Origin of the sequence: Salinicola endophyticus, assembly GCF_003206575.1 — a bacterium.
GTDB lineage: Bacteria > Pseudomonadota > Gammaproteobacteria > Pseudomonadales > Halomonadaceae > Salinicola > Salinicola endophyticus.
In genome coordinates this window covers 60445-85439 of record NZ_PZJO01000008.1, presented here as the reverse complement: position 1 = coordinate 85439, position 24995 = coordinate 60445, and the positions used below count along the sequence as shown (strand labels likewise).

The 24995-nt window shown below is 65.5% G+C and carries 21 protein-coding genes and 1 pseudogene; 11 read left to right on the top strand and 11 right to left on the bottom strand.

Features of this window, described 5'->3' with window-relative positions; translation table 11 throughout:
- Positions 1 to 44: 44 nt before the first annotated feature.
- The 3 genes and pseudogenes from DOM66_RS16035 to DOM66_RS20020 form a co-directional block, all read right to left on the bottom strand.
- On the bottom strand, positions 45 to 1097 hold the full coding sequence (locus tag DOM66_RS16035; protein ID WP_110690862.1) for a TRAP transporter substrate-binding protein: 1053 nt from the start codon (positions 1095 to 1097) through the stop codon (positions 45 to 47).
- Positions 1098 to 1222: 125 nt separating this feature from the next.
- Positions 1223 to 2194 carry a LysR family transcriptional regulator gene (locus DOM66_RS16030; RefSeq protein WP_110690861.1) on the bottom strand — a complete coding sequence of 324 codons (972 nt, stop codon included), beginning with the start codon at positions 2192 to 2194 and terminating at the stop codon, positions 1223 to 1225.
- Positions 2191 to 2598 (bottom strand): annotated as a pseudogene (locus DOM66_RS20020) (carbohydrate porin); the annotation flags it as partial. The gene DOM66_RS16030 and the pseudogene DOM66_RS20020, both read right to left, overlap by 4 nt.
- A 68-nt stretch (positions 2599 to 2666) precedes the next feature.
- On the opposite strand from DOM66_RS20020, the gene DOM66_RS16020 reads away from it, so the two are divergent.
- Positions 2667 to 3410 (top strand): T6SS immunity protein Tli4 family protein, encoded by a 744-nt coding sequence (locus DOM66_RS16020; protein WP_110690859.1) that lies wholly within the window; start codon positions 2667 to 2669, stop codon positions 3408 to 3410.
- On the top strand, positions 3382 to 3702 hold the full coding sequence (locus DOM66_RS16015) for a T6SS immunity protein Tli4 family protein (RefSeq protein WP_157959074.1): 321 nt from the start codon (positions 3382 to 3384) through the stop codon (positions 3700 to 3702). The genes DOM66_RS16020 and DOM66_RS16015 overlap by 29 nt, the downstream gene beginning before the upstream one ends.
- Positions 3703 to 3734: 32 nt before the next feature.
- Here DOM66_RS16015 and DOM66_RS16010 read toward each other — a convergent pair whose 3' ends face one another.
- Positions 3735 to 4988, bottom strand: a complete 1254-nt coding sequence (locus DOM66_RS16010) for an ankyrin repeat domain-containing protein (RefSeq protein WP_157959073.1) — start codon at positions 4986 to 4988, stop codon at positions 3735 to 3737.
- Between the two features lie 423 nt (positions 4989 to 5411).
- Between DOM66_RS16010 and DOM66_RS16005 the strand changes: the two genes are divergently transcribed.
- The 6 genes from DOM66_RS16005 (at position 5412) to DOM66_RS15980 (ending at position 12274) form a co-directional block, all read left to right on the top strand.
- Positions 5412 to 6281, top strand: a complete 870-nt coding sequence (locus tag DOM66_RS16005) for a glycine betaine ABC transporter substrate-binding protein (RefSeq protein WP_110690856.1) — start codon at positions 5412 to 5414, stop codon at positions 6279 to 6281.
- A gap of 312 nt (positions 6282 to 6593) precedes the next feature.
- A complete protein-coding gene (locus DOM66_RS16000) occupies positions 6594 to 8183 on the top strand; it encodes an ABC transporter substrate-binding protein (RefSeq protein WP_110678552.1) in 1590 nt (529 codons plus the stop codon).
- Between the two features lie 52 nt (positions 8184 to 8235).
- Positions 8236 to 9261, top strand: a complete 1026-nt coding sequence (locus DOM66_RS15995; RefSeq protein ID WP_455431021.1) for an ABC transporter permease subunit — start codon at positions 8236 to 8238, stop codon at positions 9259 to 9261.
- A gap of 11 nt (positions 9262 to 9272) precedes the next feature.
- A complete protein-coding gene (locus DOM66_RS15990; protein WP_110690854.1) occupies positions 9273 to 10172 on the top strand; it encodes an ABC transporter permease subunit in 900 nt (299 codons plus the stop codon).
- Positions 10173 to 10235: 63 nt separating this feature from the next.
- Positions 10236 to 11279 (top strand): ABC transporter ATP-binding protein, encoded by a 1044-nt coding sequence (locus tag DOM66_RS15985; RefSeq protein WP_110690853.1) that lies wholly within the window; start codon positions 10236 to 10238, stop codon positions 11277 to 11279.
- Entirely contained in the window at positions 11276 to 12274 is a 999-nt protein-coding gene (locus DOM66_RS15980) for a dipeptide ABC transporter ATP-binding protein (protein WP_110678544.1), read from the top strand. Before DOM66_RS15985 ends, DOM66_RS15980 begins: the two co-directional genes overlap by 4 nt.
- Positions 12275 to 12295: 21 nt before the next feature.
- Here the strand turns inward: DOM66_RS15980 and DOM66_RS15975 are convergent, their stop codons facing one another.
- The 6 genes from DOM66_RS15975 to DOM66_RS15950 form a co-directional block, all read right to left on the bottom strand.
- Positions 12296 to 13477 carry an ABC transporter ATP-binding protein gene (locus DOM66_RS15975; protein WP_110690852.1) on the bottom strand — a complete coding sequence of 394 codons (1182 nt, stop codon included), beginning with the start codon at positions 13475 to 13477 and terminating at the stop codon, positions 12296 to 12298.
- A gap of 25 nt (positions 13478 to 13502) precedes the next feature.
- Positions 13503 to 14348 carry a sn-glycerol-3-phosphate ABC transporter permease UgpE gene (gene ugpE, locus DOM66_RS15970; protein ID WP_110678540.1) on the bottom strand — a complete coding sequence of 282 codons (846 nt, stop codon included), beginning with the start codon at positions 14346 to 14348 and terminating at the stop codon, positions 13503 to 13505.
- Positions 14348 to 15223, bottom strand: coding sequence for a sn-glycerol-3-phosphate ABC transporter permease UgpA (gene ugpA, locus DOM66_RS15965; RefSeq protein ID WP_110678538.1), 876 nt, complete (start codon positions 15221 to 15223; stop codon positions 14348 to 14350). The genes ugpE and ugpA overlap by 1 nt, the downstream gene beginning before the upstream one ends.
- Positions 15224 to 15305: 82 nt before the next feature.
- Complete coding sequence (ugpB, locus tag DOM66_RS15960) at positions 15306 to 16628, bottom strand: sn-glycerol-3-phosphate ABC transporter substrate-binding protein UgpB (protein ID WP_223162029.1); 1323 nt, start codon at positions 16626 to 16628, stop codon at positions 15306 to 15308.
- Positions 16629 to 16797: 169 nt separating this feature from the next.
- Positions 16798 to 18024, bottom strand: a complete 1227-nt coding sequence (gene sbmA / locus DOM66_RS15955) for a peptide antibiotic transporter SbmA (RefSeq protein WP_110690851.1) — start codon at positions 18022 to 18024, stop codon at positions 16798 to 16800.
- A 143-nt stretch (positions 18025 to 18167) separates the two neighbouring features.
- A complete protein-coding gene (locus DOM66_RS15950; protein ID WP_110678534.1) occupies positions 18168 to 18905 on the bottom strand; it encodes a GntR family transcriptional regulator in 738 nt (245 codons plus the stop codon).
- 182 nt (positions 18906 to 19087) lie between these two features.
- Between DOM66_RS15950 and DOM66_RS15945 the strand changes: the two genes are divergently transcribed.
- From DOM66_RS15945 to DOM66_RS15935, 3 genes are all read left to right on the top strand, one after another.
- Complete coding sequence (locus tag DOM66_RS15945; RefSeq protein ID WP_110690850.1) at positions 19088 to 19921, top strand: amidohydrolase family protein; 834 nt, start codon at positions 19088 to 19090, stop codon at positions 19919 to 19921.
- A 99-nt stretch (positions 19922 to 20020) separates the two neighbouring features.
- The gene (locus tag DOM66_RS15940; protein ID WP_110690849.1) at positions 20021 to 21322 is read left to right on the top strand and encodes an SLC13 family permease; all 1302 of its coding nucleotides are present in this window, start codon (positions 20021 to 20023) and stop codon (positions 21320 to 21322) included.
- Positions 21323 to 21574: 252 nt separating this feature from the next.
- Positions 21575 to 23428, top strand: coding sequence for a M14 family zinc carboxypeptidase (locus tag DOM66_RS15935; protein ID WP_188115203.1), 1854 nt, complete (start codon positions 21575 to 21577; stop codon positions 23426 to 23428).
- 53 nt (positions 23429 to 23481) lie between these two features.
- Here the strand turns inward: DOM66_RS15935 and DOM66_RS15930 are convergent, their stop codons facing one another.
- Positions 23482 to 24966 (bottom strand): amidase, encoded by a 1485-nt coding sequence (locus DOM66_RS15930; protein WP_223162027.1) that lies wholly within the window; start codon positions 24964 to 24966, stop codon positions 23482 to 23484.
- Positions 24967 to 24995: the final 29 nt, after the last annotated feature.

The following is a 24995-nucleotide window of genomic DNA, read 5'->3' as shown; positions in this document are numbered from 1 at the left end:
CCTCTTGGCAGTAGGAGGGAAGGGCGGGCGCGGTCAGCGCGCTATCACTGGGAGAGCAGTCCTTGCTGGCCGGCGTCGTCGAGGGCGGTCTCGATCCACTGGCGGTCGATGCCCTGATCCTTCTGCAGCCAGCGGATATAGGCCGGCTGCCCCTTGTCGCGGAAGGCGGCGAGATCCTCGGCCGAAGGCTCGATCACCTCCATGCCCTGATCGGCCAGGAACTGGATACGCGCGTCGACCCGCTTCTCGACATCCTCGCGGTTGAGCGCATTGGCCTCCTTCACCGCGGCGTCGAGCGCCTGGCGGTCGGCGTCGGAGAGGCCCTCGTACCAGCTCCCGTTGGCGACCAGGAACTGATCCGAGTACTGCACGTTGGCCAGCGTCAGGTACTTCTGCACCTCGTAGAGACTGCCCATGATGATGTACATCGGCGGGTTCATCTGGCCATCGGCGACGTTGGTCTTCAGCCCCATGTAGGTGTCGCTCCAGGGGATCGGGGTGCCGGAGGCGCCGAACGCCTCGTAGAGCGCCACCTGGCTCGGGTCCATGGCGCGGAAGCGCAGCCCCTTGAAGTCGTCCGGATTATGGATCGGACGTTTGGAGTTGGTGAAGTCGAGAAAGCCACCCTCCTCGATCACACCCAGCAGTTCGGCCCCGGTGCGCTGCTTGAGCGCGCCTTCGACCTGTTTCCAGTACTCGCCCTCGTCGAAGAAGCGGTGGGCGGCCTGATAGTCCTCGAACAGAAACGGGATCGCGCTGACATAGATCTCGGGCACGATCGGCGACAGCCCGGCGAAAGAGGCGATATTGAGGCTGGGGGTGTTGATCACCTGCTCCATGCGCTCCTGCTCCTCGCCGAGCATGGAGTTGGGGTAGAGCTTGAGCTGGATGTCGCCGTCGCTCTTCTCCTCGACCAGCCGCTTGAGATTGGTGGCGAACAGATGCACGGCGTTCTTGTCGGCGTCGGGCGGCCCGTTGTAGCTCAGGTTGAGCGTGGTGGCGGCGTTGACCGGGCTGGTCACGGCCAGCAGACCCGTGGCGAGGGCGGCCAGCAGGGCCTGTTGTAGACCACCAAGGCGGCGCTTGGACAGGGGCATGGGGCTTCTCCTTGTTATTGTCGGAGGACTCGTTGTCGGAGGACTCGGTGTCTGAAAAGTCGTCGCAAGAGTCATTGTCGGGTGAACCGGGGCAGTGCGGCGCAGGCCGCACTGCCAACGCTACCCTAGCTGTTGCCTCGTTGCCCTTTCAATGTCTTGCCTGTTGCTTTTGAGGCAACACGCGGGGCGTCGCCGCTGAAAAAGCGCATGCTGGCGCGCAGATGCTTGATAAAGGCCTGGGCCGCCAGCGTCAGCGGGCGCTCGGCCTGGCTGACGATACGGGTGCGGGCGTCGCTGAGCAGACGCGGCTCGACCTCGCGCACCACGATGCTGCCCTCGCCGATCTCCTCGACCACGCTGAGCTCGGGCATGAAGGCCACGCCCAGCCCCGAGCGCACGAAGTTCTTGAGCACCGAGACCGAGTTGGTCTTCATGCGTGGGCGGAACGCCAGGTGCGCCTGATAGAGCGCCATGCCGACCAGTTGGCCCATACCGGTGTGGCCATCGATCAGCGCCAGCGGATGCTCGGCGATCGCCGCCAGCGGTAGCGGTGTGGTCGTTGCCGCCAGGGAATGGCCGGCGGGCAGGATCAGATCGAGTGGCTGGCGGCGGTCGATGTGCGAGATCAACTGCGGATCTTCCGGCGGTGCATACAGCAGCGCCAGATCCACCGCGTCCTCCTTCACCAGCATCATCGCCTCGGAGAGCCCGGCCATGCGCACCTCGATCTCCAACCCGGGGTAGGTGGTGAGGAAGTGCTGCAGCGGCGTCGAGATCAGGTCGGCGATGAAGCCTTCACCCACGGCGACGCGCACCTCGCCGCGCTCGAGGTTCTGTAGCGCGTTGAGACGCGACAGGGTGGCGCGCTCGGCGGCGCGCTGATCACGGTAGTGGCGCAGCAGCAGCTCGCCGGCCGGGGTCAGGGTGGCGCGTGCCGCACGCGCCAGCACGGCGGTTCCCAGCTCCTCTTCGAGCCCGCGCAGCTGGCGGCTCAGCGCCGAGGGGTTGACCCCCAGATGCGCCGCGGCACGCCGCAGCGAACCGTGATGGACGACGGCATCGAGATACTCCAGGGCGCGGGTCTTGAACGGGCTCATCGTTGCCTCGGCCAGGTGGGCGGTAACGCCGCCCGTGAGCGGGCGGCGTGGCCATTATCCTCCTCCGGTACGCCAACGCCCATGTCGGGCTGGGAAATCTGTCTCAGAACCAGGTTTCGGCCTGCACGCCGAAGCTCCACTGTCCACCGCTGTAGCCTTGTTCGCCGAACGCGACGTCGCTGGCAAAGTCGTTGAGCTCGTGATCCCAGGCGCGCGTTGAGCGTGGCCCAGAAGTCGTCGTCGCCCAGCGCGACGTCGTAGACCCCGCCGCCGACGCCGGCCAGCTTGACCACGTCGCTGTCGATCCAGTGGACGTCGAAGTTGTTGCGGTCGAGACGCTTGCCGGCCCACAGCGTGGCGTTCTCGAACGCGGTGCCGCGGAAATTGGCCAGGTCGGAGAGTTCGACCGCTCATGAGCGCGCTATTACTGTTGGCCACGGCCTGTGGCGCACCGGAACAGGGAGTCCCCGAGATGAACGACCAGGAACGCCAGACCGTCGAGGCCTATACCGACACGCAGGCGCCGGTTTGCATTGGCCGCTTTCAGGTCGACATGCCGTCGCAACTGAAACCGAGCTTCAGCAGCCTGGCCGTCAATGACGCCAATATCAGTGCCAAGCCCAACAGCCGGCAGATATTCGAGCGCCTAATCGACAAGCGCAAAGCCGAACTGGAAGCCATGCATACCGTGGATGCAGGCGATCAGCCCTTTCTCAAGCGGATCATCCATGTTAGCGACGACATGGTCATCATCGATCGTAACGAAAGCCCTCATATGCCAGATGCGGCAAGGCTATTAGAGGGTTACAAGTTCGAGGGATTGACCGTGTTCCGGATGGAGTTAACAGCTACAGACCTATCGGAAGGTAAGTATGAGCAAATGCGATCTTCCCTAAAGTCCAACAAACCCGAACGTCTGAAGCAGGTCGAGTACTTGTTGAACCACCTGTGCCCCCGACAGACGGGAGAAATCCCCGAGCGCCCTGGTCTGTGTTTCGAGCACGGTTTTCTAGCCGGGGGCGCCGACCAGTCGATTCCCGGGGCGGCGGTGCCGACGAGAAAGGAAACTGTCGCCATGATTTTTGTCGATCACGCTCATCGTGACGTCAACCTTCATATCAGTATCAATTCGACCGTCACGACCGAGAACACTCTTCTGGACCGTATGGGGGGAGGCCGAAGCTGCCATGCAAGCCAAAGGAGACGACCACTTTAGTGTCTTGCGTCGAGGTGACGTTGATCTTAGTGGCATCGCACAGGCAGAAGAATGGCTAGCTACGGTGACCACCGATGCCGATATCCGTGGCGACTGTTTCACCTTGGAGGCCAACAGCGAGCGTGGTTCCGTTCGAGAACCGCGGATATCCATGACCTTCAAGAACGGCGACTACAGTATCGATGAGGATGAGCGCCCCAAATTCGACAAAGCCTCGTTGACCGATGCCGAGGCGGTGGGGCTCTGGGATTCCATCACGCGGACGTTCAAGCCGCGACCAGGTGCCTTTTGATTAAAACGAACCTCTACCCTGCTAGTGCTGCGTCATGTGTCTCCCATCGCGATTCGGGGTCGGGCCCGTGGCAGGTCATCGACACCCCGGCTGTATCGGGCGTTATTGCGTGTGCGCGTAACGAGGTTGCCGGCACAAATGCAGTCTTCTCTCATCGATGTGATCGATGGAGTTTCCTTCATCATCATGATGGCGAGCTGAATTCGTTCAGCCGCCGAGAGCCCATTGATGTCGGCCCCTGCCTCGACGAGCCCCCTTGATCTGCCAGAGAGCGGGCGTTTGCTGAGTTCTTCAGTCAGTGCGCGGGTCAAGCCTGGCTCGGCTTGAAAGCCATGCTTCTTTAATAAGCGAATCATCGTAAGGGCCCGGCCACCGGGATTGCTCGACTGATAATCCAACCATACTTCGAGCAGTGTTCTGCCGCCGTGGCGCTCGGGCATTGTCGGGACCGGACGCATAGTGGATAAGTGCTGCGTCACTATCAACCAGTGGGCTGTATCGACCGCCCCTCCCTCGACGGCTGCATGCAGGAGGCTTTCGTGTTGATCAAAGTACTTTCCAGCAATATAGGGACTCTCTCCGTTCGCAATCAGCATGCGAACAAAAGCAAGGCGATCAAGCCCGGCCGCTATCCAGAGCGCCTCGCGCCGTGCTTGCATCTCGCTATGGGGTAGTAGAATCCTGAAGAGTTTCTGATCTGCTTGGGCGATTGCCACAGCCAAGGCCCCAGCTTGGCCCAAGTAGGCGCCATCACAGGTCCAGATACCCTCACCTCCTCTGGCGGAAACGGAAACATTAGCGTCGAGCATCGCAGTGACAACGCTGGGCGCTGCAACTTTTACCGCCTCTATTAAAATTCGTTGGTCCCCCCACTCGCGTTGACACGCCCGTATGCAGGTGTCTCGTGCACGCATGAGCGCGCGGGCGTCGTTCTTCTCTACCGCCTCTCGAATCGCCCTGCTTTGCACATGGCTTTGATCAATTAGATGTTGTTTCCATGCTATTTGTCCGAGCACTAGTAGCGTCATTGCTACAGGAATAGCCTGTAGCAATGAGGCCGCCATCAGCCAGCGTGGCCGAGGCTTTGTCAGCATTATCGCCAATAGGTTTACAGCAAACGAGAGCGATAGGCCGATACCTACTATCAGCAACGATAAAAACTGGCCAACTGAGTCCCAAGAGCTTTCCGGCTCGTCGCCAAGCCACCCGGGAAGGCCAAAAAAGATGCCAGCAGCAAGACTGATGGCCGTGAGAAGGGCAGCCAGATGATAGACAAGTTCTTTCATAGATAATCTCATACCCTTCACTTTTAGACACTTCCCGAAGTGGAGCTGTTTGGTCAGTGCGAGTTTCTGCTTCGGTATGATGTCGCCGAGCTCCATATTCAGACGCTAGAGGTTGTAAGTCCACAGCCACGCCGTGAGCATGTCTTGCATCAGTTCGATTGAGACGAAGACGGTGGTGGAACGCCAAACGTGATGGATGGTTCAGTTTCAGGACTCGCTGTAGGCGTTTTGCTGTGGCTTTCCGGGCTTTTTCAGGCCTACCTCGAACCCACGGCCTGGCGGCGCTACCATCCTTCTCTGAGGCGCCGGGCCAGCCGGCGCCAGCACTCTGCCTTTCCCTCTCCAGCCCCTCCCTTCGGCCATGATCTCGGCTTTCGCTGCGCGTCCTGCTAAGTTGAATTGACATGCCAACCGGGAACGCAGATGAAAAACACGCTGATCGGGATGCTGGCCGCGGCCGCGCTGACCACGACCTTCTCCGCTGCTCAGGCCGCGGACAAGACGCTGACCATCGGGACCAACAACTGGGCCGAGAACATTGCCGTCTCCAACCTGTGGAAGCTGGTGCTGGAGCAGCACGGCTATGATGTCAGGCTCGCCAACGTGGGCAAGAGTGCGCTCTACGCGGGTATGAACAGCAAGGATATCGATGTCGGGTTGGAGATCTGGCTACCGCATACGGACAAGAGCTTTCTGGCGCCGTACAAGGATACGCTGGAAGTTCACGATGCCTGGTACGACGAGACCGGACTGGGTCTGGTGGTGCCGAGCTATGTCGATATCGACAGCATTCCCGAGCTGGCGGCACATGCCGACGAGTTCGCGTATCAGGGGCGCCCGAGCATCCTGGGGATCGACCCGGGCTCGGCGATCGCCGGCATGACCGATGAAGCGATCAGCGCCTATGACCTGCCGCTGACGCAGATCAACAGCTCCGAGCCGGCGATGATGTCCGCCCTGGATCGCGCCTATCGCACACAGCAGCCGATCGTGGTCACGCTATGGAACCCGCACTGGGCGTTCGCCGACTACGACCTGAAGTATCTCGACGACCCGCAGGGCATCTACGGCGAAGGCGACACCATCTACTGGTTCTCGCGGCAGGGTTTTGGCGAGGACGACCCCTGGCTGACCGCGGTGCTCGACGCCTGGCACATGAGTGACGAGAGCCTGAGCGAGCTGATGTCGCAGATCGAAGAGCGCGGCGACCCGGTCGCGGGGGCCAAGACCTGGATCGCGGACAACCAGGAGCAGATCAATGCGTGGCTGGCCGCAGGGCAGGCGGCGCGCTGAGACGGCGTTGATGAAGCATTCTTTTAGCACGTCTTTCACCACCGCTGGACGACGTGAGCCTATCCGGCGCCATCGTCAGAGGGGTTGGAAATGGGCTCTTAGCGCGTGGGGCTATAAACATATTGTGCCGCCAGTGCAAGCACCGTGTCTCACGCTATCGGACAATTGATTAAACGCTAATTGAGGAACTAACCTCAGGCGACTGCCCGCTGGGCCGAGCCGTGGCGGGCAATGCGACAACGATAAACGCATAACAAACGGCCACAAGCCGACAAAGACAATGACAGCGACCGCTGTGCAGGAGAATCTCCAATGAAAAAGACGCTGCTGGCTGCCGGTGTGGCGGCCATGATGATGGGTGCGACCCCGGTCATGGCCAAGACGCTGGTCTACTGCTCCGAAGGCTCGCCGGAGGGCTTCGATCCCGCGATCTACACCACCGGTACCACCTTCGACGCGACCAGCGAGACGGTCTTCAACATGCTGGTGCAGTTCAAGCCGGGCACCACCGAGCTGGAGCCGGCCATCGCCAAGAGCTGGGAAGTCTCCGACGACGGCCTGAGCGTGACCTTCCATCTGCGTGACGACGTCAAGTTCCAGACCACCGACTTCTTCACCCCCAGCCGACCGCTCAATGCCGACGACGTGATCTGGAGCTTCGAGCGCCAGATGGACAAGGACAACCCCTACTACAAGCTCGCCAACGGCAACTTCGAGTACTTCAACGCGATGTCGATGGGTGAGCTGATCAAGTCGATCGAGAAGGTCGACGACCATACCGTCAAGTTCGTGCTGACCGAGCCCAATGCGCCGTTCCTGGCCAACCTGGCGATGCCTTTCGCCGCGATCCACTCCCAGGAGTACGAGCAGCAGCTGATCGACGAGGGCAAGCCGCAGCAGGCCAACCAGCAGCCGATCGGCACCGGCCCGTTCCAGTTCGTCGCCTATCGTGAAGACGCAGCGATCCGCTACCAGGCCAACCCGGACTACTTCCGCGGCAAGCAGCCGATCGACAACCTGGTCTTCGCCATCACCCCGGATGCCCAGGTGCGCTACCAGAAGCTGATGGCGGGCGAGTGCCAGGTGATGCCGTTCCCCAATCCGTCCGACGTCCAGGCGATGAAAAAGAACGACGAGATCAAGGTGCTCCAGGAGCCGGGTCTCAACGTCGCCTATCTCGCCTACAACACCCAGCAGAAGCCGTTCGATCAGCCGGAAGTGCGCCGCGCACTCAATATGGCGATCAACAAGCAGGCGATCATCGACGCGGTGTTCCAGGGCGCGGGGGAGGTGGCCAAGAACCCGATTCCGCCGACCATGTGGAGTTACAACGACGCCGTCAAGGATGACCCCTACGACCCCGAGAAGGCCAAGCAGATGCTGGCGGATGCCGGGGTGAAGAACCTGAAGATGGATATCTGGGCGATGCCGGTCCAGCGCCCCTACATGCCCAACGCCCGGCGTGCCGCCGAGCTGATGCAGGCGGATCTGGCCAAGGTCGGGGTCGACGTCAATATCGTCACCTACGAGTGGGGCGAGTACCTCAAGCGCGCCTCCGCCGTCGACCGCAAGGGCGCGGTGATCCTGGGCTGGACCGGTGACAACGGCGATCCGGACAACTTCATGGGGACGCTCTTGAGCTGTGCCGGCGTGGGCGGGGCCAACCGCTCGCAGTGGTGCTACAAGCCGTTCGACGATCTGATCCAGCAGGCGCGTACGCTGGACGACCAGGCCGAGCGCGCCAAGCTCTACGAGAAGGCGCAGGTGATCTTCAAGCAGCAGGCGCCGTGGGACACCCTGGCCCACTCGACGGTGTTCATGCCGATCCGCAAGGAGGTCACCGGCTATGTGATCAATCCGCTGGGTCTGCATAGCTTCGAAGGCGTCGACATCCAAGAGTAACTCCCTCCCTTCGCGGACACGGGGCAGCCTGGCGGCTGTCCCGTGTCCGCGCATGACTAGTCAGACCCTCACTATGTTCAAGTTCATTCTGGTCAAGCTGGCTCAGCTAGTGCCGACCTTCATCGGCGTCACCATCGTGGCGTTCGCCTTCATTCGCCTGTTGCCGGGCGATCCGATCCTGCTGATGGCGGGCGAGCGCGGGATCTCCGCCGAGCGCTACGCCCAGCTCCAGGCGCAGTTCGGTTTCGACCGGCCGCTGCCGGTGCAGTACTGGGAATTCCTCAAGGGGCTCCTGCACGGCGACCTGGGCAACTCGCTGGTCACCCACTCGCCGGTGGTCCACGAGTTCTTCAGCCGCTTCCCGGCGACCCTGGAGCTGTCGTTGTTCGCGCTCACCTTCGCCGTGATCATCGGCCTGCCGGCCGGAGTGCTGGCGGCGATCCGGCGCGGCAAGACGCTCGACCATACCGTGGTTGGCATCAGCCTGACCGGCTACTCGATGCCGATCTTCTGGTGGGGCCTGCTGCTGATCATGTTCTTCTCCGGCACCCTCGGCTGGACCCCGGTCTCCGGGCGTATCTCCTTCATGTACTTCATCGAGCCGGTCACCGGCTTCATGACCATCGATACCCTGCTCGCCGGTGACTGGGGCGCCTTCCTCTCGGCACTGCACCATCTGATCCTGCCCGCCATCGTGCTCGGCACCATTCCGCTGGCGGTGATCGCGCGTCAGACCCGCTCCTCGATGCTCGAGGTGCTGGGCGAGGACTACGTGCGCACGGCGCGGGCCAAGGGGCTCTCCAGCTACCGCGTGATCATGGTGCACACCCTGCGCAATGCGCTGATCTCGGTGGTCACGGTGATCGGGCTGCAGGTGGGGCTGCTGCTGGCCGGGGCGATCCTGACCGAGACGATCTTTTCGTGGCCGGGCATCGGCAAGTGGATGATCGATGCGATCTCGCGGCGCGACTACCCCTCGGTGCAGGGTGGTCTGGTGCTGATCGCGTTCATCGTGATGATCGTCAATCTGCTGGTGGATGTGGCCTATGGGGTCATCAATCCGCGCATCCGTCACTGAGGGCCCAAAAAATGGCTGCAATTTCTACCCCTGGTGCGCCCGGGACCTTTCGCTATCAGCTGGGCAGCTTCTGGAAGGATTTCAGCGCCAGTCGCGGCGCCCTGGTCGGGCTGATCTTCATCGCGCTGGTGTTTCTGGTAGCGCTGCTGGCGCCCTGGGTGGCGCCCCACGACCCGGCACTGCAGGACCGCTCGGCACTGCTGGTGCCGCCGGTGTGGCACGCCGAAGGCAGCTGGCGTTACATCCTGGGCACCGATGCGGTGGGTCGCGACATTCTCTCGCGACTGATCTATGGCGCCCGCTACTCGCTCTCGATCAGTGCCATGGTGGTGCTGATCTCGATGTGCGGCGGCATCTTCCTGGGGCTGCTGGCGGGCTACTTCCGCGGCTGGGTCGAGACCGTGATCACCCGCGTGATGGACGTGGTGCTGGCCTTTCCCAGCCTGCTGCTGGCGCTGGGTCTGGTGGCGATCCTGAGCCCGGGGCTGACCAGCGCGATGATCGCCATCGCGCTGGTACAGCTGCCCTATTTCGTGCGCCTGACGCGCGCTGCGGTGATCGGCGAGAAGAGTCGCGAGTACGTCACCGCCAGCCGTCTGGCCGGGGCCGGCCATATGCGCCTGATGTTCAACACCCTGCTGCCCAACTGCATGGCGCCGCTGATCGTGCAGGCGACTCTGTCGTTCTCCACCGCGATCCTGGATATCGCCGCGCTGGGCTTTCTGGGCATGGGCGTGCAACCGCCGACCCCCGAGTGGGGCGCAATGCTGGCCAACGCGCGCGAGTTCATGGGGAGCGCCTACTGGGCGGTCACCTTCCCGGGGCTGATCATTCTGCTGACCGTGCTGATGATCAACCTGATGGGCGACGGTCTGCGCGATGCGCTGGACCCGAAGATGAAACGATCGTGAGCGCCTCGCCCACCCTGGCGCCTGGCGTCCGGGGCGGGCGCGGCGACGCGATGAGGAGTTCACATGGCATTACTTGATATCGCAGGCCTGAGCGTTCGGTTCCAGACCAACAGCGGCCTGTTCACGGCGGTCGAGAACGTCGACATCCAGGTCGACCACGGTGACGTGCTCTCGATCGTGGGCGAGTCCGGCTCGGGCAAGTCGGTCTCGATGCTGGCGACCATGGGGCTGCTGCCGTGGACCGCCCAGGTCAGCGCCGAGCGCATGGCCTTCGACGGCCAGGATCTGCAGCAGCTGGGCTCGCGTCAGCGCCGGCGCATCGTCGGCGGCGAGATGTCGATGATCTTTCAGGAGCCGATGAGCAGCCTGAACCCGTGCTTCACCGTGGGCACCCAGATCGACGAGATGATCAAGCAGCACAAGGGCGGCTCGCGCCGCGAGCGCCACGAGCGGGCGCTGGAGCTGCTCGCCCAGGTGGGGATTCCCGACCCGGCGCGGCGGATCAAGGCGTATCCGCATCAGCTCTCCGGCGGCATGAGTCAGCGAGTGATGATCGCCATGGCGATCTCCTGCGACCCGCGGCTGCTGATCGCCGACGAGCCGACCACGGCGCTGGATGTCACCATTCAGGCCCAGATCCTCGAACTGCTGCTCAAGCTGCAGGAGGAGAAGGGCATGGCGCTGATCCTGATCACCCATGACATGGGTGTGGTTGCGGAGACCGCCAAGCAGGTGATCGTGCAGTACGCCGGGCGCCAGGTGGAGCAGCAGGAGGTGAGATCGCTGTTCGCCCATCCGCGCCATCCCTACACCGAGGCGCTGCTCTCGGCGCTGCCGGAGCGCGCCGCGGGGCAGACGCGGCTGCCGACCATCCCCGGCGTGGTGCCGGGCCAGCACGACCGCCCCACGGGCTGCCTGTTCAACCCGCGCTGTCGCTATGCCACCGAGCACTGCCGCGAGGTGGAGCCGGTGGCGGCGCCGGACGACCCGGCGCGCACGCTGTGCCACTATCCGCTCGGGCGGCCGGATGCCGAGCCATCATCCGGACCTTCACCCGGCGTCTCGCCCGAGACATCTTCCCCCTTGCGACCGGAGGTGCGTCCATGAGCCGTGAAGCGGTACTGCGCGCGCGTCATCTGACGCGCTACTACGAGATCAAGGGCGGGCCCTTCTCCAAGCCGGCCACGGTCAAGGCGCTCAACGAGGCCTCGTTCGAGCTGTTCGCGGGTCAGACGCTGGCGGTGGTCGGCGAGTCGGGCTGTGGCAAGTCGACCCTGGCCCGGGTGCTGACGATGATCGAGCCGCCCACCAGCGGCGAGCTGACCATCAACGGCCAGGCGGTGGCGCTCAAGCCGGGGCAACGTCCACCGGCGGCGCTGCGCCGCGAGGTGCAGATCATCTTCCAGAACCCCTATGGGTCGCTCAATCCGCGCAAGACCGTGGCGACCATGCTGGAGGAGCCGCTCAAGCTCAACCGTCGTGAGATGAGCGCCAGCGAGCGGCGCACGGCGGCGCTGGAGATGATCGAGAAGGTGGGCCTGCGGCCCGAGCACGCCGACCGCTATCCGCACATGTTCTCCGGTGGCCAGCGCCAGCGTATCGCGATCGCCCGGGCGCTGATGCTCAACCCCAAGATCCTGGTGCTCGACGAACCGGTCTCGGCGCTGGACCTGTCGATCCAGGCCCAGGTACTCAACCTGCTGGCGGACCTGCAGGAGGAGTTCGGGCTGGCCTACGTGTTCATCTCCCACGACCTCTCGGTGGTTCGGCGCATCGCCGACGACGTCATCGTGATGTACTTCGGCCAGCCGGTGGAGACGGGGCCGGCGGAGACGGTGTTCAGTCAGCCGCGCCACCCTTACACCCAGGCGCTGTTCTCGGCCACCCCGGTCGCCGATCCCAACCGGCGTCGCGAGCGGGTGCGGCTCAAGGGCGAGCCGCCCTCGCCGCTGGCGCCGCCGCCGGGCTGCCCGTTCGCCCCGCGCTGCCATCGTGCCACCGAGGCCTGCAGCCGCACCGACCCGCCGCTGGAGCCGGTGGACGACGCGGTCAGCGTGGCCTGTATCCATGTCGAGACCCGAGCCAGCCAGGCGGCTTCCTGAACTCGTCGGCCCGATGCCCTCTCAGGCGATGCTCGATGTCGCCGCCGACGTGTCGGCGCTGAGGCGCGCCCGCCGTGCCACACGGCGCTCCTCGGCGTCGAACAGGTGCAGCGGGCCGTCGACCGCGAGCCGTATCTCGCTGCCCTCGCGCAGTGCCGCGGCCTCCAGTGTGGCCAGCGGCAGCCGTGCGGTGAGCGGTGCGTCGAGTCCCGGCAGGCGGCAGTAGGCCAGGGCATCCACCCCCAGGCGTTCGATCATCTCCAGCGTGACCGCGAACTCGCCCTGCGGGTCGAGGCGCAGGTGCTCCGGGCGCACCCCCAGGGTGGCGGCAGCTGGGGGCTCGGCGGCGTCTGCGCTCGCCGCCGTATCGGCCTTGGTTTCGGGGGCTGTCTCGATGATTTCGGTCTCGAGTGCTTCTGTGTCGAGGATCAGGCCGCCGGGCAGCCGTGCACGGCCGTCGGCCTGGGTCACCGGCAGCAGGTTCATCGCCGGTGAGCCGATGAAGCGCGCCACGAAGCAGCTGGCGGGTGTCTCGAACAGGCTCATCGGGGTGCCGATCTGCTCGATCCGGCCATCGCGCAGCACCACTAAACGGTCGGCCAGGGTCATCGCCTCGACCTGATCGTGGGTGACATAGAGCATGCTCGCACCCAGGCGCTGCTGCAGGCGCCGAATCTCCAGGCGCATCTGCACGCGCAGCGCGGCGTCGAGATTGGAGAGCGGCTCGTCGAACAGGAACACGCGCGGCTCGCGCACGATCGCCCGGCCCATCGCCACGCGCTGGCGCTGGCCGCCGGAGAGCTGGCGTGGGCGGCGTTCGAGCAATGCCTCGATCCCCAGCAGGGCCGCGGCCTCGCGCACCCGGCGCGTGATCTCCTCGCGCGGGCGCTTCTGCAGCTTGAGCGCATAGGCCATGTTGTCGAACACGCTCATGTGCGGGTAGAGGGCGTAGTTCTGGAACACCATCGCGACCCCGCGCTGGGCCGGCTCCAGCTGGTTGGCCAGCGTCCCGCCGATTCTCAGCTCGCCGTCGCTGATCGACTCGAGCCCCGCCACCATCCGCAGGAAGGTCGACTTCCCGCAGCCCGAAGGGCCTACCACGACCATCAGCTCCCCGGGTTCCAGGGTCAGGTCGATACCATCGACGGCGCGCTGGCCGCCCTTGTAGGTCTTGACGAGCTGGCGACAGGTCAGTGTGGCCATGGGTCGAGTCTCTCTGCGTTGAAGGTCACTTTTCGGCATCGGTCAGCCCGCGCACGAAGAAGCGCTGCATGGCGACGATCACCACCACCGGGGGCAGGACCGTGAGCACCGTCATCGCGGTGGCCAGTTGCCACGGTGGCAGGGTGTCGGTGGACTGCACCAGGTTCTTCAGACTGATCACGGCGGTGGCGTGATCGGGCGAGTTGGCCGCCAGCAGCGGCCACAGATACTGGTTCCAGCCGTAGATGAACATGATCACGAACAGTGCCGCGAGATTGGTCCGCGACAGCGGCAGCACGAAATCCTTGAGAAAGCGCAGCGGCCCGGCGCCATCCAGCCGCGCCGCCTCGAACAGCTCCGACGGCAGGCTCAGAAAGCACTGGCGTAGCAGGAAGGTGGCGGTGGCTGAGGCGATCAGCGGCAGGATCATCCCGGCGTAGGTGTCGATCAGCCCGAAGCGCGCCACCACGCCGTAGGTCGGCACGATGCGCACCTCCACCGGCAGCATCAGGGTGACGAAGATCAGCCAGAAGCAGAGTGTGCGGCAGGGGAAACGGAAGAACACGATGGCGTAGGCGGCCAGCAGCGAGATCGCGATCTTGCCCAGCGCGATGCCCAGCGCCATCACCAGCGAGTTGCCGAGCAGGCGCAGCGCACTGACCCCCAGCCCGGGCATCGGCTGGGACAGTAGCTGCCAGTAGTTGGCGAGCCCCTGGTCACCGAACCACAGCGGGGCGATGCCGCTCTGCAGGTCGCCGGCACTGTGGGTGGAGGCGGTGAGTGCGAGCCACAGTGGCAGCCCGAAGATCACCGCGCCAATGATCAGCAGCAGGTGGGTGAGGCCGTCGAGGCCGGGACGACGATAGCGCATCAGTAGGCGACCCTGCGTTCGAGGTAGCGGAACTGGATGAAGGTGAGCACCCCGACCAATATCATCAGCAGCACCGACTGGGCGCTGGAACCGCCCAGGTCACGGCCGACGAAGCCATCCTCGTAGAGCTTGTAGACCAGCGTGCGCGTGGCGCCGCCGGGGCCGCCCAGGGTGGTGCTGTCGATGGTGGCGAAGGTCTCGAACAGTACGTAGACACTGTTCATCACCAGCAGGAAAAAGGCGGTCGGCGACAATAGCGGCAGGGTGATACCGAAGAAGCGCCGGAAGGGGCCCGCGCCGTCGATGGCGGCGGCTTCGAGCAGCGAGGCGGGGATCATCTGCAGCCCGGCGAGAAAGAACACGAAGTTGTAGCTCATCTGCTGCCAGATCGAGGCGATCACCACCAGTGCCAGCGCCTGGCCGGGATCTAGCTGGGCATCCCAGTGCACGCCGATGGCGGCCAGGGCGTGGGTCAGCACGCCGAGCACCGGGTCGAACATGAACAGCCACAGAAGACCCGCCACCGCCGGCGCCACGGCATAGGGCCAGGTCAGCAGCACGCGATAGAGCCTGGCGCCATGGAGCACGCGGTCGGCGAGCACCGCCAGCAGCAGCGCCAGGCCCATGGCGCCTGCCGCCACCAGCAGACTGAACAGCGCGGTGACGCCGAAGGCGTGCCAGTAGCCGGGGGAGGCGAGCACGTGCTGGAAGTTGGCGAGCCCGACGAAGCGCTCGCCGAGGCCGAAGGCATCCTGCACGTAGAACGCCTGGCGCAGCGATTCGGCGGCGGGCCAGAAAAAGAAGATGGCGACCACGACGAGCTGGGGCGCCAGCAGTAGCCACGGGGTGAGGGAGTGACGTTCGAATGTGGTCATCTTGATCGGCAGCGGGCGGCTTGCGCCGCCCGCTTTCAGGGACTCAGCAGGAGAAAGGAGTGTCGAAGCCGGAAATGGGTGCCTAGTTCGAGACGCTGCGCTCGAACTGCTCGAGCTCCTGGTTGCCGCGCTCGGCGGCGTCGGTCAGCGCCTGGGCGGCGGTTTCGCTGCCGTTGAACGCCTTCTCCAGCTGTTCGGCGATGATATTGCGGATCTGCGGCATGTTGCCCAGGCGCAGGCCGCGGCTGTTGTCATCCGGCGTGCCCCGGGTCAGCTGGTCGATCGCCACGCTGGCGCCCGGCGTCTTGGCGTAGAAGCCATCGTCTTTCAGGCGCTGGTAGGCCGCGGTAGTGATCGGCACATAGCCGGTGAAGCTGGCCCAGTCGGCCTGCACCGCCGGTGAGGAGAGGAAGTTCATGAATTCGGCCACGCCTTGGTAGACCTTGTCCGACTGCCCCCGCATGACCCACAGCGAGGCCCCACCGATGATCGAGTTCCGGGGCTGGCTCACCGCCTTGGCGTCATAGGGCAGCGGCGCGATGCCGAAGCCGAACTTGCCCTTGGCGGCCTCCTGGATGCCGGCGCGCGAGGCGGAGGAGGTGGTCAGCATGGCGCAGCGGCCCGACTGGAAGCGCTTGGTGCCGTTGTCGGCGCGGCCGCCATACTCGAAGGCGTGGCTCTTCTGCCACTCGGCCAGATCCTGGATATGGGCCACCGTGGCCGGCTGCTGGTCGAACACCAGGCGGGCGTCGGTGCCATTGAAGCCGTTGGCCTGGGTGGCGAAGGGCAGGTCATTGACCGCGCTGAAGTTCTCAAGCTGGGTCCAGCTCGGCCAGGCGGTGGTCAGGCCGCACTCGGCGGCGCCGCTCTCGACCAGCTTGTGGGCGTCCTTGCCGAGCTCGGCCCAGGTCTTGGGCGGCGTCTCGATGCCGGCCTTGGCGAAGGCGTCCTGGTTGTAATAGAGCACCGGGGTGGAGGAGTTGAACGGCATCGACAGCATATGACCGTCGCTCGAGGTGTAGTAGCTCTTCACCGCCGGCAGGAAGGCGTCGGGATCGAACGGCGTGTCGGTGTCCTGCATCAGCTGGTAGACCGGATAGATCGCGCCCTTGGCGCTCATCATCGTCGCCGTGCCGACTTCGAACACCTGGGTGATCGCCGGCGCCTGGCCGGCGCGGAAGGCGGCGATGGTCGCGGTCAGGTTGTCGCTGTAGCTGCCCTTGTAGACGGGCTTGACCACATAGTCGTCCTGGGAGGCGTTGAATTCGTCGGCGATGGCGTTGACCTTCTCGCCGAGTACGCCCTCCATGGCGTGCCACCAGGTGATGGTGGTGGCGGCCTGGGCCGAGGGGGAGAGGGATAGCGCGGTGACAGCGACGAACGGAAGCAGATGGCTAAGGCGCACGGTGACATCTCCTGACAGGGCGTTACAGGGTGTGGTGCGTACCCTAGGACGGCACGATGTCAGTACTGTGACATTCGGATGTCACGGTGATGATGGCGTCGTGACTGCGAGATGACGGCACGAGGTCAACGACGTCGGCAGGGCACGGCGCGCGCCCTGCCGTTATCGTTCAGGTTGCCGCCTGGGGGGCCTCCGGTGCGCCTTCGATCACCCGCTCGAAGGTGCGCAGGCGTTTGACGATCGAGAGCAGCTCGATGATGGTCGACCAGGAGTTGACCAGATACTGGAAGGAGTCGCGCACCTGACCGAAGACGTTGAGGATCTGCTGCAGCAGGCCCAGCGTCAGCTTGCCGGCGACGATCGAGGGCGCCAGCACGATGAAGGCGAAGACCACGTCCGCCTGCAGATAGAAGATGCGCGCGATATTGAAGTAGGCGTAGTGCCAGTAGAGCCGAAAGTAGTTGCGCCGTACCGCCTGGAACAGCTCCGCCACGGTGGCCGGCCGGGCGCGCTCGGCGGCGTCCTCGCCGTAGACCAGCTCCTTGCGGTAGGCCGCCTCCACCCGCTGGTTGCGAAACTCCAGCCCCGGCAGCTTGATCCCCGCCAGTGACAGAAACAGGGTGCCGAACAGCGACCAGGCGATCGCCGACCACACCAGAGCGTTGGAGACGTGCCCGATCAGCGGCAGCTCGGTGATGTTGTGCGACATCGTCACCAGCAGTGGCAGGAAGGCGATCAGCGTCAGCACCGACTTGAGCAGACTCACGCCCAGCCCCTCCAGCGTGGTGGAAAAACGCATGGTGTCTTCCTGGACGCGCTGGGCCGCGCCCTCGACGTGGCGCAGGCGCGACCAGTGCTGCATGTAGTAGTCGTTCATCGCCCAGCGCCAGCGAAAGATGTAGTGGCTGACGAAGAACAGGTTGAACACGCCCACCGTGACCGCGACGAAGGCGATCCCGGCGAAGGCGAGCATTTCGCGGTAGAGATCGGCCGCGCTCACCGAGCTGTCACCGCCCAGGGCCTGCTGCACCATGTCCCAGAACGGCCCGTACCAGGCGTTGACCGCGACGCTGGTCTGAACCGAGAAGTAGGTCATGAACACGATCAGCGCGCTGCCGAGAATCGACCAGCGCTGCCAGCGGTGCGGGCTGAACCGGAACCAGGCCGCAGCGAAGAGCGCAGTGCACAGCGCATAGTAGAGATAGAACCATAAAAACGACGGGGCCCAGAAGCGCGAGACGTCGATCGGCAGCTCGGCGCCGGGGGCCAGCGGAGGCAGGCCGATGACGGCGCCCCAGGCGTTGGCGGTGGTGTCCCAGAGCACCAGGCACAGCAGGGACCAGACGAGCGCACTGACGGCGAGCAGCGCGGGTCGGGGAAAGAAGGATCGAAACACGGTGACGTCCTGAGCGGCGATGGGAGCGGGCCCGGGATCGCGGGCCCCTCTCCATCGACCGTGACGCGCGCGTTACGTTCCCTTACCGGCCATTACCCGCGTCTCGCGGGCTGCCACCGGGAGAGTGGCGGTGGGCCATCGTCTCAGGTGATATCGACCTGGTAGCGGAAGGTCTCGGCATTCCCCAGGGTGCGGCGGTACTCCAGCGGGGTGCCGTCGTAACCCAGTGCCAGGCGCTCGATGTTCACCACCGGTGCTCCCTGGGCGATCTCCAGCGCCTCGGCGGTGCGGGCGTCGGCGGTCTCCACGGTGAGGGTCTCGCGCGCCGAGGCCACCAGCTGGCCGCACTGGGTCTCGTAGAAGGGGTAGAGCAGATTGCCGAACGCTTCCGGCTCCACCGACATCAATCCGCCGAAGCGTGACGCCGGCAACCAGATCTCCTCCCGCGAGACGTTGCTGCCGCCGATCTGACGCAGCCGTTCGAGCCGGATCACCTCGCTCTCCGGGGCGAGCTCCAGTGCCTGGGCCACGCTCTCCGAGGCCTGGATTCGGGTTCGACTCAGAATTCGACTGGTGGGTACCTGGCGTTCGCCGAGCGTATCCACCTGGCGGAAGAAGCGGAACAGAGAGCCCTGGAAGTTGGGGCGGCGAATGAAGGTGCCGCGACCCTGGCTGCGTTCCATCAGGCCGTCCCGGACCAGGGTGTCCACGGCCTTGCGCAGGGTGCCCACCGCCACGCCGTACTGTTTGGTGAGTTCCGCTTCGGTGGGGATGGCGATGCCGGGGGTCCACTCCCCAGAGGCGATGCGCGAAAGCATGTCGTCGCGCAGGCGCTGATAGAGCGGCAGACGTTCGTCGGTCTGCGTGCCCGAAGTTCTCATCACGTTGGGTTCCCTGCCTGTTATTCATCTCAATGTATCACCTTTAGTCGTAGGTAACGCCAAGTGCGACTAAAAGCGTGTATGCTGAGAATTCAACTATTCATATAGATGAATGGTTGGGTCGAAGCGACCGCATGTGCTCGATTGCACAGGTTTATATCACGTGATTCAAGGATTCCTAGATGCATTCTACTGCCAAGGTCGTGACGGGCGTTGATACTCACGCTCACATCTTCCAGCGCGATCTGCCGCTGGCTGAGGGGCGGCGCTACAGCCCGGACTACGACGCCAAGGTGGAAACGTATCTGGCACATCTGGACCGCTGTGGCCTGTCGCACGGTGTCCTGGTGCAGCCCAGCTTTCTCGGTACCGACAACGACTATCTGGTGGCGGCGCTACGCCGTTATCCCGAGCGGCTGCGCGGCACCGCGGTGGTCGAGCCGACGATCTCCGCCGCGGCGCTGGACACGCTGGCCGACGCCGGGGTGGTGAGCGTGCGCCTCAACCTGATCGGCAAGACGCTCGACGACTACGCCTCGGCAGCGTGGCAGCGCTTCTTCACGGATCTGGCCCGGCGCCGCTGGTCGGTGGAGATCCAGCGCGGGATGGAGGATCTCGACAGCGTGGTGGCACCGATCCTGGGCGCTGGCTGCGACGTGGTGATCGATCACTTCGGCCTGCCGGGCGGGGAGATCGATCCGGTGAACCCGGCGCATCGCGCCCTGCTGTCACGGATGGCGTACCAGCCGCTGTGGGTCAAACTGTCGGCCACCTATCGCAGCCGCTCGAGTCTGGATCAGGCGAGCCGTTCGATCGAGCGCCTGCGCGACGCCTACGGCCACAGTGAGAACCTGCTGTGGGGCAGTGACTGGCCGCATACCCGCTTCGAGGCCGACACCGACTACGACGCCCAGTTCGCGCTGCTGGAGAGACTGCTGCCCGACCCGGTGGAGCGCCGCCTGGTGCTGGTCGACAACCCGGCGCGGCTGTTTCGGATCGCGCTGAGCGGGGAGTGAATGACAGGGACATGAGCGTCCGCCTGCGCAGGCACGCCAATAACATCACACCGGGAGCCGGATGCGCCGGTACCGGGATCACGCACGAGGGGAACTGACATGATGAGTCTGCTGGTGGTGGGGGCGATCATCGTCTCCATCGTTCTAGGTTACCGCTTCAAGCTCAATATCGGGCTGTTCGCGATCGCCTTTGCCTATCTGATCGGCTGCTTCGGCATGGGCATGAGTCCCAAGGAGGTGATCGCCACCTGGCCGCTGAAGATCTTCTTCATCATCTTTTCGGTCTGCCTGTTCTACAGCTTCGCCATCGTCAACGGCACCCTGGAGAAGCTCGCCGAGCATCTGATGTATCGCTGCCGCAACGTGCCCAGCCTGATGCCGTTCGCGATCTTCCTCGCCGCCACGGTGATCTCCGGGCTCGGCGCCGGCTACTACACCGTGCTGGCGTTCATGGCGCCGATCACTTTGCTGCTGTGCAATCGCACCGGGCTTAGCCTGATCGTCGGAGGCATGGCGGTGAACTACGGCGCGCTGGCCGGGGCCAACTTCGTCTCCAGCCAGAGCGGGATCATCTTCCGCACCCTGATGACCAGCGCCGGGGTTTCCGACAACCAGGCCTTCCTCAACGCCCTGGGTATCTTCGCCAGTACTCTGATCGTGCCGGTGGTGGTACTCGCCGGGCTGATCGTGGTCGGGCGCCGGCGCGGCAGCGCGGTGGCCTCACTGGAACATGTCGAACGCCCGTCGCCGCTCAACCGCGAGCAGAAGACCACCCTGACCCTGACCCTGATCATGATGGCCACGGTGCTGCTGCCGCCGATCGCCAGCCTGCTGCTGCCGGACAACGCCGCGGTCGCTTTCGTCAACGCCAAGGTCGACATCGGCCTGATCGCCAGCGTGTTCTCGGTCATCGCGCTGCTGCTCAAGCTGGGCGACGAGCGTCAGGCGATCGCCTCGCTGCCGTGGGGCACCATCATCATGATCTGCGGGGTCGGCATGCTGATCTCGGTGGCGATCAAGGCCGGCACCATCGATCTGCTGGGTTCGTGGATCGGCACCAATATTCCGCCGGCGCTGATCCCGGTCGCCTTCGGCGTGGCGGCGGCGCTGATGTCGCTGTTCGCCAGCACGCTGGGCGTGGTCACTCCGGCGCTCTTCCCCCTGGTGCTGCCGATCGCCAACACCCTGGCCATCGATCCGATGATCATCTTCATCGCCATCGTGGTCGGTGCCCAGGCCACCTCGATCTCGCCGTTCTCTTCCGGCGGCAGCCTGATCCTCGGCTCCTGCCCCGACGACCGTGCCCGCGCCGGCCTGCTGCCGAAGCTGCTGTTCCGTGCCGCACCGCTGGGCTTCGTCGCGGCGATGGTGTTCAACCTGTTGCTGACCTTCGTCTTCTAGGCACCGTCTGCGGGATCGAAACGTGCGCTACACCAAGGGCGGCATCCTCGATGCCGCCCTTGGTCTTTCTGTGTCTCTGTGTCTCTGTGTCTCTGCGGGGCCGTATCCGTGTTCGCGGCGAGCGAATCGACGTCGGGTGCCAGGAGACGCCGAGCAGCGCCCGATGCGCGCTACACTGCGCTATCGCATCGCGCTGGCCGGCGGGCGTGCACGGCCGGCCCTCAGGATGTCATCAACCATCAGGAGCCCGCCTTGAGCCCGTCAGCTGTCTCTGCCACAGACACCGCTTTTACCGACGCTTCTGTCACCGGCGCCTCTGCCACTGATCTATTCTCCCGAACCTACGCCGCCACGCTCACGACGCTCGCCGCCGAGTTCAGCGGTGAGCGCCTCGAGACCTGGACCTTCGACGACCGGGCGACACGGCGCCAGGCCGAGGCGGCGCTGGCCGAGCGCGGTATCGCGGCGCGCTGCCGCTCCGCCTACAAGCCGCTGCTGTGCGCCTTCCGCGAGGAGATCGAGACCCGCGATCTCCTCGCCTGCGAAGTCATCTATCCGCGCCACCCCCAGGCCAGCGAGCAGCGCTTCCGCCTGGAGAGCTACCCCCTCGCCGCCTGCTATCCACAGGTGGCGTTTCGCTTCGTCGCCGGGGTGTGCCGGGCGGCGCTGCCGGTTTACCGGCTGCGTCTGCGCTATGCCGATGGGCGTGAGCGCGAGTGCGAGGTACTGGCGCCCAACCGCGTGCATGACGACTTCACCGGCGAACCGGCGCTCTCGCCCTGCGGCTGGTGCCGCGAGGGTGGGGTGACGGGGGCGGCGATGGAGGAGAAAGCGGCCGAGACGGCAAGTGGGGGACGGGCGCTGTGGACCGCCTTCGAGGCGCTCTATCACGACAGCGTGAGTGCGATCCGCGATGCTGACTGGGGGGACGAGCCCTATTTCGCGCGGCTCGAGATCGCGGTGACGCTGCCGGTGGACGACGAGCCGCTGGCTTACGACGACGAGGTGCTGTCGCTGCGCGAGGCGCTCCACGAGGAGCTCTACTTCTCGCTGCTGGAGGTCTTCCAGCGTTGCAGCGGCCGCCCGCCGGGGGACCGCCATCTGCAGCCGGGCCAGATCGTGCCCCAGGTGCGTCGCGGCGAGACGCTCAGCGTGCGGGCCGTCGCCCACGCGGCATTACCGCAGGCCACACTTCCGGACATACCCGCGGGCGACTGGCAGGCCCAGCTCTCGGCGCCCCAGGGGCCGCTGCCGCCGGCGGTGATCGAAGCCGCGCTGGCGGCGCTGCCCGGCAGCCGTTTCCAGGCGCGCTCGGTCGCCGGGCGCACGCTGAGCGGGTGCCACATCGCCGGTCGTGACCGTGCGGTGATGATCTCCGCCGGCCAGCACGCCAACGAGACCTCGTCGCCTGCCGGCTCGCTGCAGGCGGCGTTCACGCTGGCGCGTCGGCCCGGCGCCCACTTCACCCTGTGTCCGCTGGAGAACCCGGACGGCTATGCGCTGCACCAGCAATTGATCGCCGACAACCCAAGGCACATGCACCACGCCGCCCGCTACACTGCGCTGGGCGACGATCTGGAGTACCGCGAGCCGGCACGCTTCGAGAGCACCATCCGCACCCAGGCCGAGCAGCTCAGCGGTGCGCAGTTGCACCTCAATCTGCACGGCTACCCGGCGCACGAGTGGACCCGGCCGCTCTCCGGCTACGTGCCGCGGGGCTTCGAGATGTGGACGATCCCCAAGGGATTCTTCCTGATCCTGCGCTATCGCCCGGGCTGGGAGGCGGCCGCGCGCTGGTTGCTGGAGGCGGTCACCCGGGCGCTGGCGGAGGAGGCGGCGCTGCAGGCACTCAACCGGCGCCAGCTGGCGCAGTTCAACGCCCACGCCGGCGACGATGGCTTCGAGCGGATCAACGGCTTTCCCTGCTGGCTTGCGGTCGACGAGCGCCACCGGGTGCCGCTGACACTGATCACCGAATATCCCGACGAGACCGTCTACACCGACGCCTTCCAGGCCGCCGCCGCGGCCCAGCGGGCCACGGTGCTGGCGGCCTACGAGGCCTTTCAGCGTCTGCCGGCGGCGCTCCTCGAACCGGACCCGACGTGAGTGGCCGGGATACCTCCGGGGCGGGTCTGGTGCCGATCGGCCGATGAGGTGCCTCAACCGTTCAGCGCGGCGGGCATGGGGGCCAGCTCGCCGCTGATGCGCTCGTAGAGACGTGCCAGTTGCAGCAATCCCCAGTCATCCCGCGGTGCGCCGATCAGTTGCAGCCCCATCGGCAGGCCCCGGGCATCGACCCCGGCGGGCACGCTGATCGCGGGCAGACCCGCCAGCGAGGCGGGCACCACCACCTCCATCCAGCGGTGGTAGGTGTCCATGCTGCGGCCGTCGATCGTCTCGGGCCAGGGTGTGTCGAGGGCGAACGGGAACACTTGGGCGCTGGGCATGGCGACGTAGTCGACCTGTTCGAAGAGCGCACACCAGGCGCGATAGAGCTCGCTGCGGCGCACATTGGCGTCATGAATGTCCTGGGCCGAGAGCGTGAGCCCGCGGGCGACTTCCCACTGCGCCTCCGGCTTGAGCTGGCGTCGGCTGTCGGGGTCGGCGTAGTAGCCGCCGAGACTGCCGCATACCGCCCAGTGGCGCAGGGTGGTCCAGCTCTGCCACTGGGCCTCGGCCGAGTAGGGCAGGGCCGCCGGTTCGATTCGGCAGCCGCCCGCTTCCAGCCGCTGCAGCGCGGCTTCGCACAGCGTGAGCACCCCCGGTTCCAGCGCCAGATGCCCCGACCAGTCCCCCAGCCAGGCGATACGCAGGCCGTCACCATCGCGCTCGAGCGCCGCGGCCGGGTCTTGCCCGGCGGGCAGCAGCGGCTCGCCCAGTGAGAGCGGCGCACGGCGGTCGTAGCCGGCCTGCACGGCGAGCAGCCGGGCCACGTCCTCGACGCTGCGGCCCATGGGGCCATGGGTGGCGAGCTGCTGGCCGAACGCCTCCGGCGCCGCGCCGGGGACGCGTCCGAAGGAGGGGCGCAGGCCGAGCACCTGATTGAAGGCGGCGGGGTTGCGCAGCGAGCCCATCATGTCGCTGCCGTCTGCCACCGGCAGCAGGCGCATGGCCAGCGCGGCGGCGGCACCGCCGCTGGAGCCGCCGGCGGTGCGGGTCGGGGCATGGGCGTTGCGGGTGGCACCGAACACCGGGTTGTAGGTGTGGGAGCCGAGCCCGAACTCCGGGGTGTTGCTCTTGCCGATCACGATGGCCCCGGCAGCGCGCATGCGCTCGACCATCAGGCTGTCGGCGTCGGCGCGATGATGGATGCACAGCGGCGAGCCCTGCACGGTAGGCAGCCCCTGCACGTCGGAGAGATCCTTGATCGCCTGGGGGATGCCGTGCAGCCAGCCCCGCGAGCGCCCGGCGGCGAGTTCGTGGTCGGCCGTCTGCGCTTCTGCCAGCAGCGCCTCCGGTGCGCGTCGGGAGACGAGTGCGTTGAGCTGCGGATTGGCGGCATCGATATGCGCCAGATAGGCGCTCATCACCTCGTGGCAGGATACCTCGCGGGCATGGATGCGCCGGGAGAGCGTGGTGGCGCTCCAGGTGACGATCTCATCGAGCGCGCCCATGGCGTCGGGGCCGGCGTTGGCAGGGGGCATGCGTGTCTCCTCGCTGCATGGGTGGCGGG

Coding starts and splice junctions, on each gene's coding strand:
- DOM66_RS16035 (WP_110690862.1), bottom strand. CDS start 1,097: ATGCCCCTGTCCAAGCGCCGCCTTGGTGGTCTACAACAGGCCCTGCTG.
- DOM66_RS16030 (WP_110690861.1), bottom strand. CDS start 2,194: ATGAGCCCGTTCAAGACCCGCGCCCTGGAGTATCTCGATGCCGTCGTC.
- DOM66_RS16020 (WP_110690859.1), top strand. CDS start 2,667: ATGAACGACCAGGAACGCCAGACCGTCGAGGCCTATACCGACACGCAG.
- DOM66_RS16015 (WP_157959074.1), top strand. CDS start 3,382: ATGCAAGCCAAAGGAGACGACCACTTTAGTGTCTTGCGTCGAGGTGAC.
- DOM66_RS16010 (WP_157959073.1), bottom strand. CDS start 4,988: ATGAAAGAACTTGTCTATCATCTGGCTGCCCTTCTCACGGCCATCAGT.
- DOM66_RS16005 (WP_110690856.1), top strand. CDS start 5,412: ATGAAAAACACGCTGATCGGGATGCTGGCCGCGGCCGCGCTGACCACG.
- DOM66_RS16000 (WP_110678552.1), top strand. CDS start 6,594: ATGAAAAAGACGCTGCTGGCTGCCGGTGTGGCGGCCATGATGATGGGT.
- DOM66_RS15995 (WP_455431021.1), top strand. CDS start 8,236: ATGACTAGTCAGACCCTCACTATGTTCAAGTTCATTCTGGTCAAGCTG.
- DOM66_RS15990 (WP_110690854.1), top strand. CDS start 9,273: ATGGCTGCAATTTCTACCCCTGGTGCGCCCGGGACCTTTCGCTATCAG.
- DOM66_RS15985 (WP_110690853.1), top strand. CDS start 10,236: ATGGCATTACTTGATATCGCAGGCCTGAGCGTTCGGTTCCAGACCAAC.
- DOM66_RS15980 (WP_110678544.1), top strand. CDS start 11,276: ATGAGCCGTGAAGCGGTACTGCGCGCGCGTCATCTGACGCGCTACTAC.
- DOM66_RS15975 (WP_110690852.1), bottom strand. CDS start 13,477: ATGGCCACACTGACCTGTCGCCAGCTCGTCAAGACCTACAAGGGCGGC.
- ugpE (WP_110678540.1), bottom strand. CDS start 14,348: ATGCGCTATCGTCGTCCCGGCCTCGACGGCCTCACCCACCTGCTGCTG.
- ugpA (WP_110678538.1), bottom strand. CDS start 15,223: ATGACCACATTCGAACGTCACTCCCTCACCCCGTGGCTACTGCTGGCG.
- DOM66_RS15950 (WP_110678534.1), bottom strand. CDS start 18,905: ATGAGAACTTCGGGCACGCAGACCGACGAACGTCTGCCGCTCTATCAG.
- DOM66_RS15945 (WP_110690850.1), top strand. CDS start 19,088: ATGCATTCTACTGCCAAGGTCGTGACGGGCGTTGATACTCACGCTCAC.
- DOM66_RS15940 (WP_110690849.1), top strand. CDS start 20,021: ATGATGAGTCTGCTGGTGGTGGGGGCGATCATCGTCTCCATCGTTCTA.
- DOM66_RS15930 (WP_223162027.1), bottom strand. CDS start 24,966: ATGCCCCCTGCCAACGCCGGCCCCGACGCCATGGGCGCGCTCGATGAG.